General features: G+C 67.3%; 19 protein-coding genes. 7 read left to right on the plus strand and 12 right to left on the minus strand.

Going from position 1 to position 15,416, the window contains the following annotated elements; genetic code table 11:
* Positions 1-4: 4 nt before the first annotated feature.
* The 5 genes from E5P2_RS02910 to E5P2_RS02930 form a co-directional block, all read right to left on the minus strand.
* Positions 5-481: a MarR family winged helix-turn-helix transcriptional regulator gene (locus E5P2_RS02910; RefSeq protein WP_162565662.1), complete on the minus strand. Its 477-nt coding sequence runs from the start codon at positions 479-481 to the stop codon at positions 5-7.
* A complete protein-coding gene (locus E5P2_RS02915) occupies positions 478-1,485 on the minus strand; it encodes an alpha-ketoacid dehydrogenase subunit beta (RefSeq protein WP_162570319.1) in 1,008 nt (335 codons plus the stop codon). Before E5P2_RS02915 ends, E5P2_RS02910 begins: the two co-directional genes overlap by 4 nt.
* Positions 1,482-2,501: a thiamine pyrophosphate-dependent dehydrogenase E1 component subunit alpha gene (locus E5P2_RS02920; protein ID WP_162565663.1), complete on the minus strand. Its 1,020-nt coding sequence runs from the start codon at positions 2,499-2,501 to the stop codon at positions 1,482-1,484. The genes E5P2_RS02915 and E5P2_RS02920 overlap by 4 nt, the downstream gene beginning before the upstream one ends.
* Before the next feature lie 93 nt (positions 2,502-2,594).
* Positions 2,595-3,293 (minus strand): HAD hydrolase-like protein, encoded by a 699-nt coding sequence (locus E5P2_RS02925; RefSeq protein WP_162565664.1) that lies wholly within the window; start codon positions 3,291-3,293, stop codon positions 2,595-2,597.
* Positions 3,294-3,334: 41 nt separating this feature from the next.
* Complete coding sequence (locus E5P2_RS02930) at positions 3,335-4,105, minus strand: TetR/AcrR family transcriptional regulator (RefSeq protein ID WP_162565665.1); 771 nt, start codon at positions 4,103-4,105, stop codon at positions 3,335-3,337.
* A 77-nt stretch (positions 4,106-4,182) separates the two neighbouring features.
* Here E5P2_RS02930 and E5P2_RS02935 point away from each other — a divergent pair, with 77 nt between their 5' ends.
* Positions 4,183-5,103, plus strand: coding sequence for an aminotransferase class IV (locus E5P2_RS02935; RefSeq protein ID WP_162565666.1), 921 nt, complete (start codon positions 4,183-4,185; stop codon positions 5,101-5,103).
* Positions 5,104-5,117: 14 nt separating this feature from the next.
* Here the strand turns inward: E5P2_RS02935 and E5P2_RS02940 are convergent, their stop codons facing one another.
* Both E5P2_RS02940 and E5P2_RS02945 read right to left on the minus strand, forming a co-directional pair.
* Positions 5,118-6,347, minus strand: coding sequence for an MFS transporter (locus tag E5P2_RS02940; RefSeq protein ID WP_162565667.1), 1,230 nt, complete (start codon positions 6,345-6,347; stop codon positions 5,118-5,120).
* 112 nt (positions 6,348-6,459) lie between these two features.
* A complete protein-coding gene (locus tag E5P2_RS02945; protein WP_162565668.1) occupies positions 6,460-7,137 on the minus strand; it encodes a methyltransferase family protein in 678 nt (225 codons plus the stop codon).
* Between the two features lie 39 nt (positions 7,138-7,176).
* Between E5P2_RS02945 and E5P2_RS02950 the strand changes: the two genes are divergently transcribed.
* Together E5P2_RS02950 and E5P2_RS02955 are read left to right on the plus strand one after the other, a co-directional pair.
* A complete protein-coding gene (locus tag E5P2_RS02950) occupies positions 7,177-7,575 on the plus strand; it encodes an FAD-dependent oxidoreductase (RefSeq protein ID WP_197908438.1) in 399 nt (132 codons plus the stop codon).
* Entirely contained in the window at positions 7,572-7,916 is a 345-nt protein-coding gene (locus tag E5P2_RS02955; protein ID WP_197908441.1) for a hypothetical protein, read from the plus strand. Before E5P2_RS02950 ends, E5P2_RS02955 begins: the two co-directional genes overlap by 4 nt.
* Before the next feature lies 1 nt (position 7,917).
* On the opposite strand, the gene E5P2_RS02960 is transcribed toward E5P2_RS02955, so the two are convergent.
* The gene (locus tag E5P2_RS02960; protein ID WP_232080557.1) at positions 7,918-9,438 is read right to left on the minus strand and encodes an MFS transporter; all 1,521 of its coding nucleotides are present in this window, start codon (positions 9,436-9,438) and stop codon (positions 7,918-7,920) included.
* A gap of 56 nt (positions 9,439-9,494) precedes the next feature.
* Here E5P2_RS02960 and E5P2_RS02965 point away from each other — a divergent pair, with 56 nt between their 5' ends.
* The gene (locus E5P2_RS02965) at positions 9,495-10,415 is read left to right on the plus strand and encodes a LysR family transcriptional regulator (protein ID WP_162565669.1); all 921 of its coding nucleotides are present in this window, start codon (positions 9,495-9,497) and stop codon (positions 10,413-10,415) included.
* Between the two features lie 23 nt (positions 10,416-10,438).
* On the opposite strand, the gene E5P2_RS02970 is transcribed toward E5P2_RS02965, so the two are convergent.
* Both E5P2_RS02970 and E5P2_RS02975 read right to left on the minus strand, forming a co-directional pair.
* A complete protein-coding gene (locus tag E5P2_RS02970) occupies positions 10,439-11,707 on the minus strand; it encodes a D-alanyl-D-alanine carboxypeptidase family protein (protein WP_232076943.1) in 1,269 nt (422 codons plus the stop codon).
* A 168-nt stretch (positions 11,708-11,875) separates the two neighbouring features.
* Complete coding sequence (locus E5P2_RS02975) at positions 11,876-12,142, minus strand: hypothetical protein (RefSeq protein ID WP_162565670.1); 267 nt, start codon at positions 12,140-12,142, stop codon at positions 11,876-11,878.
* 61 nt (positions 12,143-12,203) lie between these two features.
* On the opposite strand from E5P2_RS02975, the gene E5P2_RS02980 reads away from it, so the two are divergent.
* Together E5P2_RS02980 and E5P2_RS02985 are read left to right on the plus strand one after the other, a co-directional pair.
* On the plus strand, positions 12,204-12,467 hold the full coding sequence (locus E5P2_RS02980; protein WP_232080558.1) for a diguanylate cyclase domain-containing protein: 264 nt from the start codon (positions 12,204-12,206) through the stop codon (positions 12,465-12,467).
* A gap of 59 nt (positions 12,468-12,526) precedes the next feature.
* Positions 12,527-13,123, plus strand: coding sequence for a dihydrofolate reductase family protein (locus tag E5P2_RS02985; protein WP_162565672.1), 597 nt, complete (start codon positions 12,527-12,529; stop codon positions 13,121-13,123).
* Here E5P2_RS02985 and E5P2_RS02990 read toward each other — a convergent pair.
* Together E5P2_RS02990 and E5P2_RS02995 are read right to left on the minus strand one after the other, a co-directional pair.
* Positions 13,072-13,497 carry a nuclear transport factor 2 family protein gene (locus tag E5P2_RS02990; RefSeq protein ID WP_162565673.1) on the minus strand — a complete coding sequence of 142 codons (426 nt, stop codon included), beginning with the start codon at positions 13,495-13,497 and terminating at the stop codon, positions 13,072-13,074. The genes E5P2_RS02985 and E5P2_RS02990 overlap by 52 nt on opposite strands.
* A complete protein-coding gene (locus E5P2_RS02995) occupies positions 13,494-14,456 on the minus strand; it encodes an SDR family oxidoreductase (protein ID WP_197908443.1) in 963 nt (320 codons plus the stop codon). The genes E5P2_RS02990 and E5P2_RS02995 overlap by 4 nt, the downstream gene beginning before the upstream one ends.
* 30 nt (positions 14,457-14,486) lie before the next feature.
* On the opposite strand from E5P2_RS02995, the gene E5P2_RS03000 reads away from it, so the two are divergent.
* The gene (locus tag E5P2_RS03000) at positions 14,487-15,383 is read left to right on the plus strand and encodes an RNA polymerase sigma-70 factor (protein ID WP_162565674.1); all 897 of its coding nucleotides are present in this window, start codon (positions 14,487-14,489) and stop codon (positions 15,381-15,383) included.
* The last annotated feature ends 33 nt before the right edge of the window (positions 15,384-15,416 follow it).

A 15,416-nucleotide genomic window follows, 5' to 3' on the forward strand; every position in this document is an offset into this window, starting at 1 on the left:
CCTCCTACTCGGCGTTTTCGGAGATGGATGCGATCAGCTTGTCCAGCGTCGTGTTCAACTGCCGCAGTTCCTCGGCCTCGACGCCGCTGAAGAGTTCGGCCTCGCGCTCGCGGGCCTGCACGCCGAGCACCGCGAACAGCGCCTTGCCGATGCTGCTCAGATAGAGCCGGCTGCGGCGCAGGTCCGCCGGATCCTCGTGGCGATGCAGCCGCCTGTGGCGTTGCAGTCCTGCCAGTGCGCGGCTCACCGCCATCTTGTCCAGGCCGGTCAGTTCCGCGACCTGCGTGGCCGAGAGACCCGGCTGCTTGCCCAGCACGGCCATGGTGCGCCATTCGTTGAGCGTGAGCTGATGCTGGCGACCGACGCGCTGCTGGAACGGACGCGCCGTCAGGTTGACCACACGCACCAGCTTGAAGAAGACCGAGTCCTCGGCCCTGCGCTCGGGCGCTGCATCGGAGCCGGTGGCTTTTTCGGTGCTCATGGCTGCAGGGCCCGGGCCGCTTTCACGATCTGTTGCGCGCTCACGCGCGACTGCGCTTCGAGCACGGGCGAGTAGCCGACCGGAATCCGCGGCGCACCCAGGCGCGCGACACGGCAGCCGGTCGCTTCGGCCGCGCTGGCCGCGATCTCGGCGCCGAAGCCGCCGGCCTGCACCGCCTCGTGCACCACCAGCAGACGACGTGTGCGGGCGCACGAGTCGAGCACCGTGTCGCGGTCCCAGGGCCACAGCGTGCGCAGGTCGATCAAGTCGACGGCAATGCCTTCGGCCGCCAGCATTTCGCAGGCGGCGCTGCAGGCCTGCATCTGCCTGCTCCAGCTCACGAGGGTCAGCGCATCGCCTTCGCGCACGCGCGCGGCCTTGCCGAGCGGCACCTCGACCGCTTCGCTCACCGGGCCTCGCACATTCCACAAGGTCTTGTGCTCGATGTAGACCACCGGGTCGCCGCATTGCAGCGCGGCGCGCAGCAGCGAATGGTTGTCCTGCGGCGTCGAGGGGCATACCACCACCACGCCCGGCAGATGCGTGAACCAGGCTTCGAGCGATTGCGAATGCTGCGCCGCCGACGCATCCCAGATGCCGCCCGGCATGCGCGCCACCAGCGGCACGCGGCCCTGGCCGCCGAACATGAAGCGGTTCTTGGCCGCCTGGTTCACCAGCTCGTCCATGCCGCACAGCGCGAAGTCGACCACCCGCATCTCGACCACAGGGCGCAGCCCCGCGAGCGCCATGCCGACGCCGGCGCCCATGATCGCGGCTTCCGAGATCGGCGTGTCGATCACGCGCTCGCTGCCGAAGTGCTGCTGCAGACCTCGGTACTGCCCGAAGATGCCGCCGCGCCCGACGTCCTCGCCGAGCACGACCACGCGCGGATCGGCTTCCATCTCGCGCCGCAATGCGAGCATGGCGGCGTCGGCATAGCTGAGTTCCTGGACGGTGGCCGTCGCCGCGCGACCGGTGCGCTCTTCCGCCAAGCCGCTGCTCATGTCCATTGCCCGGCTCCCGTGGTCTGCACGTCGGTGAAGGCCGCGCTCGCATCCGGCCAGGGCGCGGCATCGGCGATCACGAGCGCGGCCTCGACCTCGGCATGCGCCGCGTGCTCGAGCGCATCGAGCGACGCCGCATCGACGCCATCGGTGATCATCCGCACGCGTGCCCGCGCGATCGGATCGGTCTCGAGCGCGGCGGCCAGCTCGCCCGGATCGCGGTAGCCCGCAGGATCGACCGAGACATGGCCCTTCACGCGGTACGTCAGCGCATGCAGCAGCCGCGGGCCTGCCCCGGCACGCACCTCGGCGATCAACTCCCCCGCTGCCGCATGCACTGCGAACACGTCGTTGCCGTCGACCTGCGTGGCGGCAATGTCCAATGCCTCCGCACGCGCGGAAGCGCCGTCGCCGGCGGTCATCGGGCCGCTGGCGGTGGTCGCGCTCCAGCGGTTGTCCTCGCACACGAACAGCACCGGCAGCGCGTAGACGCGCGCCCAATTCAGCGATTCGAGAAAAGGTCCGCGGTTGATCGCACCGTCGCCGAAGAAGCAGACCGTGATCGCGTCCTTCTTCTGCAGCTTCTGTGCATGCGCCGCACCGACTGCGATCGGCAGGCCGGCCGCGACCACGCCGTTGGCGCCCAGCATGCCGACCGAGAAATCGGCGATGTGCATCGAGCCGCCCTTGCCGCCGTTGAAGCCGGTCGCCTTGCCGAACAGCTCGCACATCATGCGCGCGAGGTCGGCGCCCTTGGCCAGCGTGTGGCCGTGGCCGCGATGGGTCGAGGTGATGCAGTCGGCGATGCGCAGATGGGCGCAGACGCCCGCCGGCACTGCCTCCTGGCCGGTGGACAGATGCAGCGGTCCGCGCACGCTGGCCGCGCCCGCGGCCTCCTGGCCATAGGCGCTCACGCCGCCCTGGCTGGCGGCTTCGGCGGCGTTCTCGAAGGCGCGGATGCGCGCCATCGTGCGGTAGAGCGCCAGCCACTCGGCAGCGGAATTCGCGAAGTCCATCCTGTTTCCGGGGTACGCCCGGTGGGCGTTCGGCTGCAAATCGTATCGGCCGTGACCGAGCGCGCCGAAGCGCATTTACCCGCAGGGAATGGTCTATTTCCTCTCGCCGGCTTGGCTCACCGACCTGCTCATCTCGAATTGCGCAGCAATCCTCGGCAATCCCGACATCCCTGCCGACTCGCCGAACAGGATGTCCGGATCGTCCGGCATCGGTTCGCGCTCCCGATTGATCCAGACACAGTTCGCCCCCAGCGCCCTGCCCGGCCTCAAGTCGTACTGGAGGTTCACGGCCGCGTACAGCCAGCGATCGGAAGAGACGCCCGTCAGCTCGAGAAATCTTCTCGCGTGCGCATCGGCCGGTTTGTAGGACCGCACGTCCTGCGCGGTCACGACCAGGTCGATCAGGCAGCTGAAGTGCCTGAGCGTGCCGGTGATGAGGTCGCGATCGACGTTGGACAGGATCGCCAGCTTCCACCCCGCCCGCTTCAGTTCGAGCAATGCCTCGTTGGTGTCGGGATAGACGGGCCAGAAGGGCAGGGTCGCGGCCAGGATCTCTTCGTCGCCTGGGCCCAGCGGCAGCTGAAGGCTTCGGGCCATGCGCCGCACCGACTCCGCGAGGACCTCGCGGTAGGGCCTGTAAGCCTCCTGCATCTCGATCTCGCCTTCGATCTTCCGGTGCAGGGAGAGCATGTCGGCACCTCGGCCAGGTGCAACGATCTCCAGCGAATTTCCCATGCCGGTGCGCCAGTCGACCAGCGTGCCGTAGCAGTCGAAAGTGATCCACTTGTCCATGTCAGCTCCTGTAGGTGAGTCAACCGCTCTCGTCTTCGGCCTCAGCGTGCCCGGGGCGTCATCCTGCGCAAGGCACGGCTGCGCGATTCCAATCCCCTGAGTACGACATCGACCCAGGCGTCGAAGCTGCTGTCGAGCGGCCGCTCCTGACCGCTCGACCAACGCAGCAGGAAGGTGCGATTGCGAAGCGTCGCCGCATGTTCGCCGAGCCGCGGATGGTGCAGCGGGTCGATGGCGTCGATCCGTGCGCGGCAATCGGCTTCCCACGACGCGTCCGCGCCATCGGGCGCCGTCGACAACTCGAGGGTCGCGAAGCCGCACATCGCGGCGATCACGACATTGAAGGCGTCGACCAGTGCGTCACCCTCGAAGCGCGCATCCTCCAGCGCTGCGACCACATGTTCCAGCAGTGGCGCGTCGAATGCGGCGTTGTAAGCCAACTGGCTGGCCACCGCAGGCGCCAGCGCCGGATGGCGGCGCAGCGCGGCGCGGAACTTCTTCAGCAGCGCGCCCAGCCGAAGCTGCCAATCGCCTGCCGGCAGATCGTCGGCCACGCCTTCGAGTGCGATGCCGATGGCGCCGGCGACCAGCGCTTCGCGGTTCGGCACGTGCCAGTAGATGGCGGCCGGGAAGACGCCCAGCGCGGCCGCCAGATCGCGGATGCCGAAGTTGGCGAGGCCCTTCTCGCCGATCAGCGCCAGCGCTGCATGCAGGATGCGATCGCGGCCGAGACTCGGCCCATTGGCATCCGCGCGCGGGCGGCCCGGACCGGCTCGCGGCGGCTTCTTCTTTCTGGTGGCGGTGGCCGGCATGGGTCGATTCTAGTTGCTTATTGAGCCGTGTTCAATTTTAATTGAACTTCGTTCAATTCACATGAAGGAGTCCCGCCATGCCAGTGCCACCCAAGCCGCCGGTCCAACAGTTCGATGGCGGCTGCGTCTTCATCGACGGCGCCTACGCGCCGCTCTCGGAAGCCAAGATCTCGATGTTCGATTGGGGCTTCACGCGCTCCGACGTCACGTACGACGTCGCGACCGCCTGGCGCGGCAGCTTCTTCCGCCTCGACGCGCACATGGACCGATTCTTCGAGAGCCTGGGCAAGATGCATCTGGCAATACCCTTCGACCGTGCCGAGCTGCGCGAGATCCTGCACGGCTGCGTGCGCGCCGGCGGCCTCCAGGATGCCTACGTGGCGATGGTCTGCACGCGCGGCGTGCCCCCGCGTGGCGCGCGCGATCCCCGGCAGGCGCAGAACCGTTTCTATGCCTACGCGCTGCCCTACGTCTGGATCGCGTCGCGCGAGAAGCAGCAGGCCGGCATCGACCTGCATGTGAGCGAACGCCAGCGCATCGCTCCCGAGTCGGTCGACCCGACAGTCAAGAACTACCACTGGATCGACCTGGTGCAATCGATGTTCGACGCCTACGACCGTGGCCACGACACCAGCTGCGTGCTGGACGCCGCCGGCAACGTCACCGAAGGCCCCGGATTCAATGTCTTCGCGGTCAAGGGCGGCGTGGTGCACACGGCCGGGCGCGGTGTGCTGGAAGGCATCTCGCGCCGAACCGCCATCGAGCTGTGCCGGCGCCTGGACATTCCGCTTCGCATCGAGCCTCTGCCGGTGGCCTTGCTGCGCGACGCGGACGAGGTCTTCCTCACATCAAGCGGCGGCGGCGTGCTGCCCATCGCAAAGATCGATGGACGGCCGCTGCCGGCTTTTCCCGGTCCCGTGACCGCCCGCCTTCAAGACGGCTACTGGGCCCTGCACGACGAGCCCGCCTTCAGCGACCCGGTGGACTACGCTGCGTGAGGCGCGTCACATTCTCAAGCCCCCGCACTCGCCAGGTCCGCCCCGCGCCGACCACGCGCATCCGTCACCGCCCACGCAAATACGCCCATGCCCGCCACCGCCAGCAGCGCGCCGACCCAGCCGGTCGAGGTCCAGCCAAGCCCGGCATCGATGGCCACGCCACCCAGCCATGCGCCGAGCGCATTGGCCAGGTTGAAGGCCGAATGGTTGAGCGCCGCGGCCAGGGTCTGGGCGTCGCCGGCCACGTCCATCAGGCGGATCTGCAAGGCCGGCGCGATGGCGACGATGGTGCCGAGCAGCAGCACGTTGATCGATGCCGTGAGCCAGTGGTGCGACGACCAGATGAAAGCCAGCAGCACAACGGCCGAATAGACGATCACGCCGCCGATGGTCCGCATCAGCGCCTTGTCCGCCAGGCGCGCGCCGACCAGGTTGCCCAGCACCATGCCGACGCCGAAGAGCGCCAGCACCAGCGGCACATGCTCCACGCTCATGCCCGCCACCTCGGTCAGGGTCGGCTTGATGTAGCTGAACACCGCGAACATGCCGCCGAAGCCGATGGCGCCGATGCCCAGGGTGAGCCAGACCTGCTTGCGCTTGAGCGCGTCCAGCTCGCGCAGCGGGCTGGCGCCCTGCGTCGGCTGCAGGTTCGGCACGTCGCGCCAGATCATCGCCACCGCCAGCAACGCGATCACCGCCACGAAGACGAAGGCGGCGCGCCACCCGTAGTGCTGCCCGAGCCAGGCCGCGATCGGCACGCCCGCGAGCGTCGCACCGGTGAGCCCCAGCATCACCAGCCCGACCGCGCGCGCCCGCCGCCCGGGCGGTGCCAACGCGGCTGCGACCAGTGCCGCCACGCCGAAGTAAGTGCCGTGCGGCAAGCCGCTGGCGAAGCGCAGCAACAGCAGGGAAGGGTAGCCGGGCGCCGCCGCGCTCGCGAAGTTGCCGATTGCGAAGGCCAGCATCAGCGCCATCAGCAGGTTGCGCCGGCCCCATCCGGCGGCCAGCACCGCCAGCACGGGCGCGCCGATCACCACGCCCATCGCATAGGCGCTGATCGCATGGCCGGCCTGCGGGATGCTGACGCCGATGTCGCGCGCCACCTCCGGCAACAGGCCCATGATGACGAACTCCCCGGTGCCGATGGCGAAACCGCCGACGCCGAGGGCGAGGATCGCCCGCAGCATGCGGGATTCGCTGGTGGGCGCGGAGGGGGAGGCGGCTTCGGCGGGTGCGGGGCTCATTGAGCGGTGATCCTGGGGTTAACCCTTATTTTAGGGTCCTCGGCGATAACCCATCGGAGGCTTCGGTCATCTCACTCGACTGAAGCGTCGAGTTCGGAATGGCCGCCCCCGCCTACCAGACATACGGAATGAGGCGATGGCGCACACGGCTTGCGTAGTCGCTGTAGCCGGGAAGATCGCGGCGCAAGACCCTTTCCTCATCAAGAAGCCGCCAGAAAAGCACCGGCAGGACGAGCGGGACGAGACAGATCGTGAGCCACGAGCCGAGTGCCAGCGGCATGCCGATGAAAAGCCAGAGTGCGCCGGCGTACATGGGATGACGCACATGCGCGTAGGGGCCGCTGTCGATCACTCTTTGATCGTCCGCGACACTGATGTTGGCTGCTGCATAGCTATTGACCTTCAGCACCCAGAAGATAAAGAGGAATGACAATACGACCACGATGTTCCCTGCAAGGGACAGGTACGCGGGCACCGGCGAGACGCCAAAGCGGTGATCGAGTGGAGGCAGGATGATGAAAACAAGGAACGCGAAGATGATGAGCGACACGATGATCTTCTGCGACCACTCTTTCTCATGCTGTGGTCCGGCATTCATGCGGCGCTCGAGAAGCGGCCTGTCGTAGAGAGCGAGATAGACGGTGAAGCCGATGGTCGAGCCGGAAAAGACGGCGATAAAAAGCCAGCCTTGCCAGTACCGCCACGTGCCCGCGGGCAGGAAAATGAAGGCGACGAACACGGCCATCCCCGCAACCCCTTGCGCGATGGCTTTCTTGTAGAGCGGATCCATGGATACGTGTCGAGCAGACGCCGGGGATCGGAGTCGAGAGTGAGCCATCGTAAGGCGGCCAGACTTGCGGTGATCGGACGTGGTCTGATCGGGTCGGCGGCTGCGCGACATCTGTCCAGGATGGGCCACGATGTCGCACTGATCGGGCCCGACGAGCCGGCAGATTATTCGCGCCACGGCGGCGTCTTCGGAAGCCACTACGACGAGGGCCGTATCACGCGGAGTCTGGATTCGAACCCGTTCTGGATGCAAGCGAACCGCGCTGCGATCTCGCGTTACGGCGAGATCGCGGCGGAAAGCGGTATGGCGTTCTACCGGGAAGTCGGCGTGCTCCACGTCGGCCCTCGCGAAAGCAGCGACGTTGCAACGATTGGCCAAGTTGCCGCCGAGGCCGGGATCCTTTGCGAAGCCTACGATGCAGCAGGGCTCGCAGAGTGATTTCCGTTTTTGAGATCAACGACAGCGATCCGGTCGACATTCCGCTCGAAAGCGAGACGGACATCAGGGACTGGTTCCGTTCGGGCGGATCTGTCCACGTTGCCGATGGCCTTCAAGAACCAATCCTCGATCGCATTCGCGACCTCCATTTCGAAGAACGCCGCGTCGTGCCTTGCATGGCCACCTTTGGCGACTCGGGCCTGCCCCGCATCGGACTTCTGTCCGCGCGCGTGGCCGTTGCATTCGGCTGCTACGGCAAGAGCGCGAAGTGTTCGGACGAACTGGGCCGGATCGGCGGGACGGCGCTGCTCGGTGAGGTCAATGCAGAACTCGCGCCCTGACCTAAGGCCACGAACTGCGTCTTGGCAGCGGTTGCGGCCAGTCGATTCTCAGCAGGCTCACCGCTCCACCGGCCAATGCAGCCAATGCCGCGAACGTCAAGCCCCAGTGCACGGCGCGCAGCGAGGGCAACAGCGCGAACAGGAGTCCTGTCCACAGGCTGCCGAGCGTCAGCCCGGTCAGCCGCGCGGTGCCCTGGGCACCTCCAGCCGCTCCACTGCGTTCCTTGGGCGCGGAGAGCAGCATGTTCTGATTGTTGGGTGTCTGAAAGAATCCGAAGCCGAGACCTGCCAGGCCTGTGAAGATCGCCATCGGCAGCCAGGCGTTGCCGTGAATCGGCCACGCGGCGCACAGCGCCAGGCCGAGCGCGAGGCACCCACCGCCGACTGCGCAGAGCCACCCGGTCGGCACGCGCCTGGCCAGGCGCGCCGACAAGGGCGCAGCCACCATCACCGCCAGGGGCCACGGTGTCATCAGGAGGCCGGTGTCCATCGTGCTCAGACCCAGCTCGTGCTGGAAGTAGAACGGCAGCGCCACATAGCCCATCATCTGCCCGGTGAAGCAGCACACCGACGCGACGATCGACACCCGAAACGACGGCACCCGAAGAAGATCCAGCGGGATCAACGGCGCCGATTTCGGCATCTCGCGCCTCACCAGCAGAACCATGGAGACGACCGACGCGGCCAACAATGCAGCGCCGTACCACGGAGACGACGGCAGCCGATCGCTGCCCAGCACGAAGGCGGCGAACATGATCGCGTTGAGCGCGATGCTCACGACGTCGAGGCGACGCCCGCTGACCTGCGGACGTGGCAACCCGGCACAGGCGGCCAGTACCAGCACGCCGAGCGGCAGGTTCACCGCGAAGAGCCACGGCCAGCTCGCGACGGACAGCAAGCCTGCGCCGACGGCCGGCCCGGCCGCCGAGGCGCCTGCGATCACCAGCGCGTTCCACGCAATCGCCTGACCCAGCAATCGACGCGGATAGGTAAAGCGCAACAGCGCAAGACCCAGCGACATCACCGCAGCGCTGCCCAGGCCTTGAAGGCACCTTGCCGCCACCAGCCATGGCAATGACGGCGCCAGCGCGCACAACACCGACGCCGCGGTGAACAGCGCGATGCCCGCGGCGAAAACACGGCGATAGCCCAGTCTCTCGCCCACAGTGGCAGCGGGCAGCAGGAACATCACGACCGCGAGCTGATAGGCGGTGACGATCCAGACCGCGTCGGCCGGCGCAGCGTGCAACTGCTGCGCAATGCTCGGCAATGCCACGTTGGCGATCGCGCCGTCGAGCACCACCAGCACGACCGCGCCGAGGATCGCAGCGACGGCGGCGTAGCGCCGCGGCAGCGGCAGGCCATCGAGCTCGTCTTCCGTGCCGGATCCGGTGCGGCGAGAGACCGTGGGGGAATTGGATGCGAGGACAGGTGACAGCATGTGGAGGACCGGAGGGCGCGCTCGATTGCGCCACGTCAGGATAGGTCGGTGATCCCGGCCCACACAGAGCGTGGCGCGCATCTTGTTCCTGCACGCGGCGCCCGTCCCGCGCTCACGAATCGTGCTAGTTTCCGCGCATGCCCACGGATGCCGACCTCAACCTTCTCATCGCGTTGAACGCCCTGCTCTCCGAGGGCAGCGTCTCCAGAGCGGCCGAGCGGTTGGGCCTGAGTGAATCGGCCATGAGCCGCACGCTGGCGCGACTGCGTGAGGCGACGGGAGACGAACTCCTCGTGCGTGCGGGCCGGGCCATGGTCCACACACCGCGGGCGCTGGCGCTGCGCGACCGCGTCAGGGCGCTGGTCGACGAAGCCAATGCCGTGCTGCAGCCGGCCGGCCCCGATCTGAACTTGGGCACGCTCAAGCGGACCTTCACCGTGCGGGCCAATGACGGCTTCACCGAGGCCTTTGCGCATCTGCTCGTGGCGCGCACCGCGCGCGAAGCGCCCGGTGTGCGCCTGCGCTTCGCGCCCAAGCCCGACAAGGACGTGCGACCGCTGCGCGAGGGATTGATCGATCTCGACGTCGGCGTTCTTGGCGAGTCGGGCCCCGAGGTGCGCATTCAATCCCTCTACCGCGACCACTTCGTCGCCGTCGTGCGACAGGGGCACCCGCTGCTGGCAGAAGGCGAGATCACGCCCGAGCGATATGCGGCTTGCGACCATGTGGTCACGTCACGCCGAGGACAGATCGCGGGTCCCGTGGACAACGCCCTCGCCGCCGCTGGATTGACGCGCAACGTCGCGGTCGTCGTTCCCAGCTTCGGCACCGCGCTGTCGACTGCGGCCGCCACCGACATGGTGGCGCTGATACCCGCCTCGTACTTCGAATACCAGAGAGCAGGCGCCGCGCTGCGCTCGTTCGAGCTGCCGGTGCCGACCGAGCACATCACCATCTCGCAGATGTGGCACCCCCGATTCGATCGAGATTCAGCGCACCGATGGCTGCGCGGCGTCGTGCTCGAGGTGTGCCGCCATCACGGCGCGAAGGGGCCCTGAATATTGCCTCGCCGGCACTGCGTTCACTTGCCGAACAACCTGGTCACGTGTTGCCACGAACGCAGCATCAGCCCCGCTCGCTCCACATCGGCCTGCGCGACCAGCGGGCTTTCTCCCACCGGCTTGCCATTCGCGTTCGCGACCACCTTGCCGATCACCGTGCCCTTGGTCACCGGCGCTTCCAGGTCCGGCTTGATCTGCACCGAGGTCTGCACTTGCTGGCCGCGCGGCACGGTCACCGACCATGCCGACTGCAGCACCGCGGGCACCGTGTCGGCCTTGCCGAAGCTGACCTTGGCCGCCGTCACCACCGTGTTCGGTTGAATCGGGGTGGCCTTCTCGAAGTTGCTGTAGCCCCACCCGAGCAGCGTGCGCGTCTCGTCGGCACGCGCCTGCGCGCTGTTGGTGTTGAGAATCACCGTGATGAGGCGCATCCCGTTGCGCTTGGACGAAGTGACGAGGCAGTAGCCCGCTTCCTGGGTGTGGCCGGTTTTCAGTCCGTCGACCGTGGGATCGGTGTAGAGCAGGGCGTTGCGGTTTCCCTGCTTGATGTTGTTGTACTTGAATTCGCGCTCCGCGTAGATCGGATAGTAGTCGGCGCTGTCGCGGATGATGGTGCGCGCCAGGATCGCGAGGTCGCGCGCAGACGACTTGTGCTCCGGGTCGGGCAGGCCCGTCGCGTTCACGAAATGCGTGTGCGTCATTCCGATGCGCTGGGCTTCGGCGTTCATGAGCTTGGCGAAGTTCTCTTCGGAGCCGGCCATGTGCTCGGCGATCGCCTTGGATGCGTCGTTGCCGGACTGGATGATGATGCCGCGCAGGAGGTCGATCACCGTGGCCTGGCTGTTGAGCGGCAGGTACATGCACGACTCGGTGCTCGAGCCGCGGCACCAGGCGTTCTGGCTGACCGACACAAGATCTTCCTTCTTGAGCTTGCCCGAGCGAAGTGCCTGCTCGACCAGGAAGCTGGTCATCATCTTGGTCAGTGAGGCCGGCGGCAGCGGTTCGTCGGGGTTGTCCGAGGCGAGCACCTCGCCGGAGTCGAAGTCCATCAGCAGCCATGCCTTGGCGGGCAGCGCGGGCAGGCCGCCGCCCGCAGTGGCCGGTGCTGCCGCGGGCGCCGAGGCAGGCGCGCGAGCCGCGGGCTTGTGGTGGGCTGCGGGCTTGGCGGCATGGTTCGCGGCCGCGTACGACGCCGAGTACGGTACAAGGGCGCCCGCGGAGATTGCGAGGGCGAGGGACAGGGTGGTGAGGCGCTTGGTTTGCACGATGATCAGGGGCAAAACGAACATTGTGGCGGATCGTTTGTGGGGGTGGGCATGGACGCCGAGGCCGAGGCGGCTTCGGCGGGTGTGGAGCTCATCGAGCGGTGAGCCCGGGGTTGGCCCTGATTTTATGATTGCCAGCGACCGCTTGCCGCGCGTCTGGCGGAATCCATTTCTCGTACGGAGTGAAGCGTGTCATTGAGATCCCACGAGCCCGTTGCCGCCGATCGGGGCGGCGCCTATCGCGAGCAGACGCTCAGGCGTTTGCAGCTCACTGCCTTCGAGATGGGCGTGACGGCCGTGCTGGGCTCGGCGGTCGCCCTCCTCGCTCGGCTCCTGATCCCCACGCCGGAATACCTTGGGCTGCGCCTGCTGCTGCTGCCGCTGACGGCGCTGTTCGCCTACATCATCGTCCGGGCGCTGGCCTGCCATGCCTTCTTCCTGCCCTTCGTGGTCGATCACGCAGTCAACCGGGCCGACACGGTTTTCAGCCTGTTGTTCGCGGCGATGAAGGCGGCTGCCAGTGCGCGCGCGTCCGGCCGGGGAAGAGTTCTGCGTGCTGTTGCCCGACCAGGGCGAAGCCCTGGTCCGGACGCTGGCGGATCGATTGCGCATCCTGCTGGCCGCGGTGCCGAGGCCCGACGGGCGGCTGACCGTTTCGGCCGGCGTCGCCGGCATGCGAGTCGACGAATCCGTCCTGCAAACGCTGCACCGCGCGGACCTCGCCATGCTCAAGGCCAAGCAGTCCGGCCGCGATGCGGTCTGCGTCGCGGACGAGATCCACTGACGGTCGCGAAGAAGCCTGCTACGGTACGTCCGAGTCCAACCCCCAGCACGGAGACCTCGATGAGAAAGCTCAAGATCATGGAACACATCTCGCTGGACGGCGTGATCCAGTCCTCCGGCGAAGACGACTTCCCCTACGCCGACTGGACCGTGCCCTATCGGACCCCCGCCGGCCGGGATGAAGTCCTCGCCGCGCACGGCGAGCGCTTCGACCTGCTGCTCGGCCGTCGCACCTACGACATGTGGTCGGGCTACTGGCCCAAGGCGCCGAGCGGTCCGATGGCCGACGGCATCAATGCGGCGACCAAATATGTCGTGACCCATCGTCCGGAAAGTCTCGAATGGGGCCCGTTCGAGGGCGTCGGGCCGGACATCGTCGAGGGCATACGTCGCATCAAGTCACAGGATGGTCCTCATCTCATCCTCTGGGGCAGCTCCACGCTGACGTCGACGCTGCTCGAACATGGGCTCGCGGACGAGGTCATGCTCATCGTCTATCCCGTCCTGCTGGGCGCCGGGAAGCGCTTCTTTGCCGAGGGATCCCCGGCACGCGCCTTCGAACTCGTCGGCACCAAGGCCATGCCGTCCGGCATCGTCCTCAGTGCTTACAAGGCCGCGGAGCCGTCGCCATCGCGTGCCATTTGCACACCGGCCTGAAGCCGCTCCGCCATCTTCTGCTGCACCACGCCGATCGCCTTGAGCGGCCTGACCATCACCCTGAACTCGATGATCTGGCCCGCGTCGTTCCATTGGACGATGTCCACGGCGTTGAGGGTCACGCCATCGATCTCGCTTTCGAATTCCATCATGGCGTCCGTGTCGCCGAAGAGCTTGCGGATGACGCGAAAGCTCGGGCTGAAGAACGCATGCAATGCCGCGTCCAGGTAGCGTGTCACGATCTGCTTGCCGCGTTGGGGCGTGTGGACGACGGGGGAGTGGAACACCACGTCGTCCGCGAGCAGGTCCTGCAGGCCGCTCGGGTCCTGGGTCACCACGATGCGATGCCAGGTTTCAAGAGGGTTGGCCGTCAATCTGCACCTCGCTGGTTGGGAGTGAATGCGGTTGCAGGCAAGGGCCTGTGCCTGACCCGGCCCTTCGGCTCGTCGGCGTTGGCAGCGAGCCACTCGCGCCACGTGGTGACGCCCTTGCGGCCGCGCGCTTCGGCAAAGCCCAGCCGGGCCGCCGTCCGGGGCGCGACATTGATGCCGATCACGCGCCTGTTCAGTCCGCGCGCCTGCAGATACTCGCGCGCAAGCGCCGGGAGCGGCAGCGCCGCCGGGCCGCCGATCTCTTCGCGCAGGCCGAGCCTGCCGTCATCGACGCACTCGATCAGATACGACGCCACGTCGGCGGTGTCCACGGCGTCCATGACGGCAGTGGGGAGGATCCACCAGGGCATCCATCGCATGCCGCCGAAGAGCCGCGCCAGCAGGTAGTAGAACGGGCCGGCGCGCACCACCGACCAGGGCAGATCCGACTGCCGAACCAGGGCCTCGCCTTGCAGCTTCACCTTGCTGTAGGGAAGGGAAGCGGCTCCGTCCAGGCCGACGATCGACACGTGCAGAAAGTGCCGCACTCTTGCGCGCCGGCACGCCGCCAGAAGGCGACGAGTTCCGTCCACGTCGACGGCCGAGGGCGTCGTGAAGAAGTCCACGGGCCGGATCCCGCCGCGCTGCGCGATCGGAGAGAAGGTCGCGGCATGGATGACCGTGGTGACGCCGGCCAGCGCCTCGCGCAGGCCGGCGCCTGTCGAAAGATCGCCGCGCGCCCATTCGACGCTCGGATCCGTGCCCGGCAGCCGCGCCAGGACGCGCGCCCGTTTGCCCCGATCGAGCAGCTGGCTCACGATGTCGCGCCCCAGGTGGCCGGTGCCGCCGGTGACAAGAATGCGCTCTTCATCAACGCTGGTTTGCTGGATCATCTTTCCTTCCCGCAGTAAGGTTGATCGAACCCGGGTCCTCGCCGAAGACCCTTCGGTGATTCCCTTCATCATTCCTCCAAGACGTTCGAGGCTGCAGTTTTGTCACCACCCTCAGAGACCCAGACCTTTCTGGACCTGCGGCCGCGCCTGTTCGGCATCGCCTACAGGATGCTCGGAACCACGCAGGACGCGGAAGACGCCGTGCAGGAGGCGTACCTCAGGTGGCGCGAGGCCGATGCCCGCAGCCTGCGTTCGCCGCAAGCGTGGCTCGTGAGCGTGACGACGCGCCTGTGCATCGATCGCCTGCGCAGCTTGAAAGTCGAGCGCGAGGCCTATGTGGGGCCGTGGCTGCCCGAGCCCATCGTCGCGGAAGTGACGTCGCCCGAGGCCGAGTTGGAGAAGGCCCAGCATCTGTCCATCGCCTTTCTCCTGATGCTGGAGCGGCTGAGTCCGGAAGAGCGTGCTGCCTTTCTGCTGTACGAGGTGCTCGACTTCGACTACGCCGAGATCGCCGATGCGCTTCAACGCAGCGAGGGCGCCTGCCGTCAGCTGCTCTACCGTGCCAGGCAGCGGCTGGGCGAGGCCCGGGGCCGGTTCAGTCCATCGTCAGCCCAGCATCGCGCGCTGCTGGAGCAGTTCGTCGCGGCCACGACCGCCGGCGACATCGACCGCGTCGTCGCGCTCCTGTCGGAGGATGCGCAGCTCGTGGCGGACGGCGGCGGCAAGGCGCGCGTGGTGCTCAAGCCTCTGCACGGAGCGCACCGCATTGCGCGGCTCTTCCACGCGGTCGCCCGCCAGGTCGCTGCGCATGGCGCGCGACTCGACCATCGGCTGGTGCGGGTCAATGGCGAGTTGGGGTTGCTGCGGCTCTTCAATGGCGTGCCGCACTCGGTGCTTGCGTTCGAGACGGCTGGGGATCGGATCTTGTCGATCGGCATCGTGGCGAACCCGGGGAAGATGAGTGGGGTGGCCGATCGGGCTTTGGCTGGGGCATAGGTGGGTGCGTGGCGAAAGTCGACTTCGACGCGC

This window comes from Variovorax sp. SRS16, from assembly GCF_901827165.1.
GTDB lineage: Bacteria > Pseudomonadota > Gammaproteobacteria > Burkholderiales > Burkholderiaceae_C > Variovorax.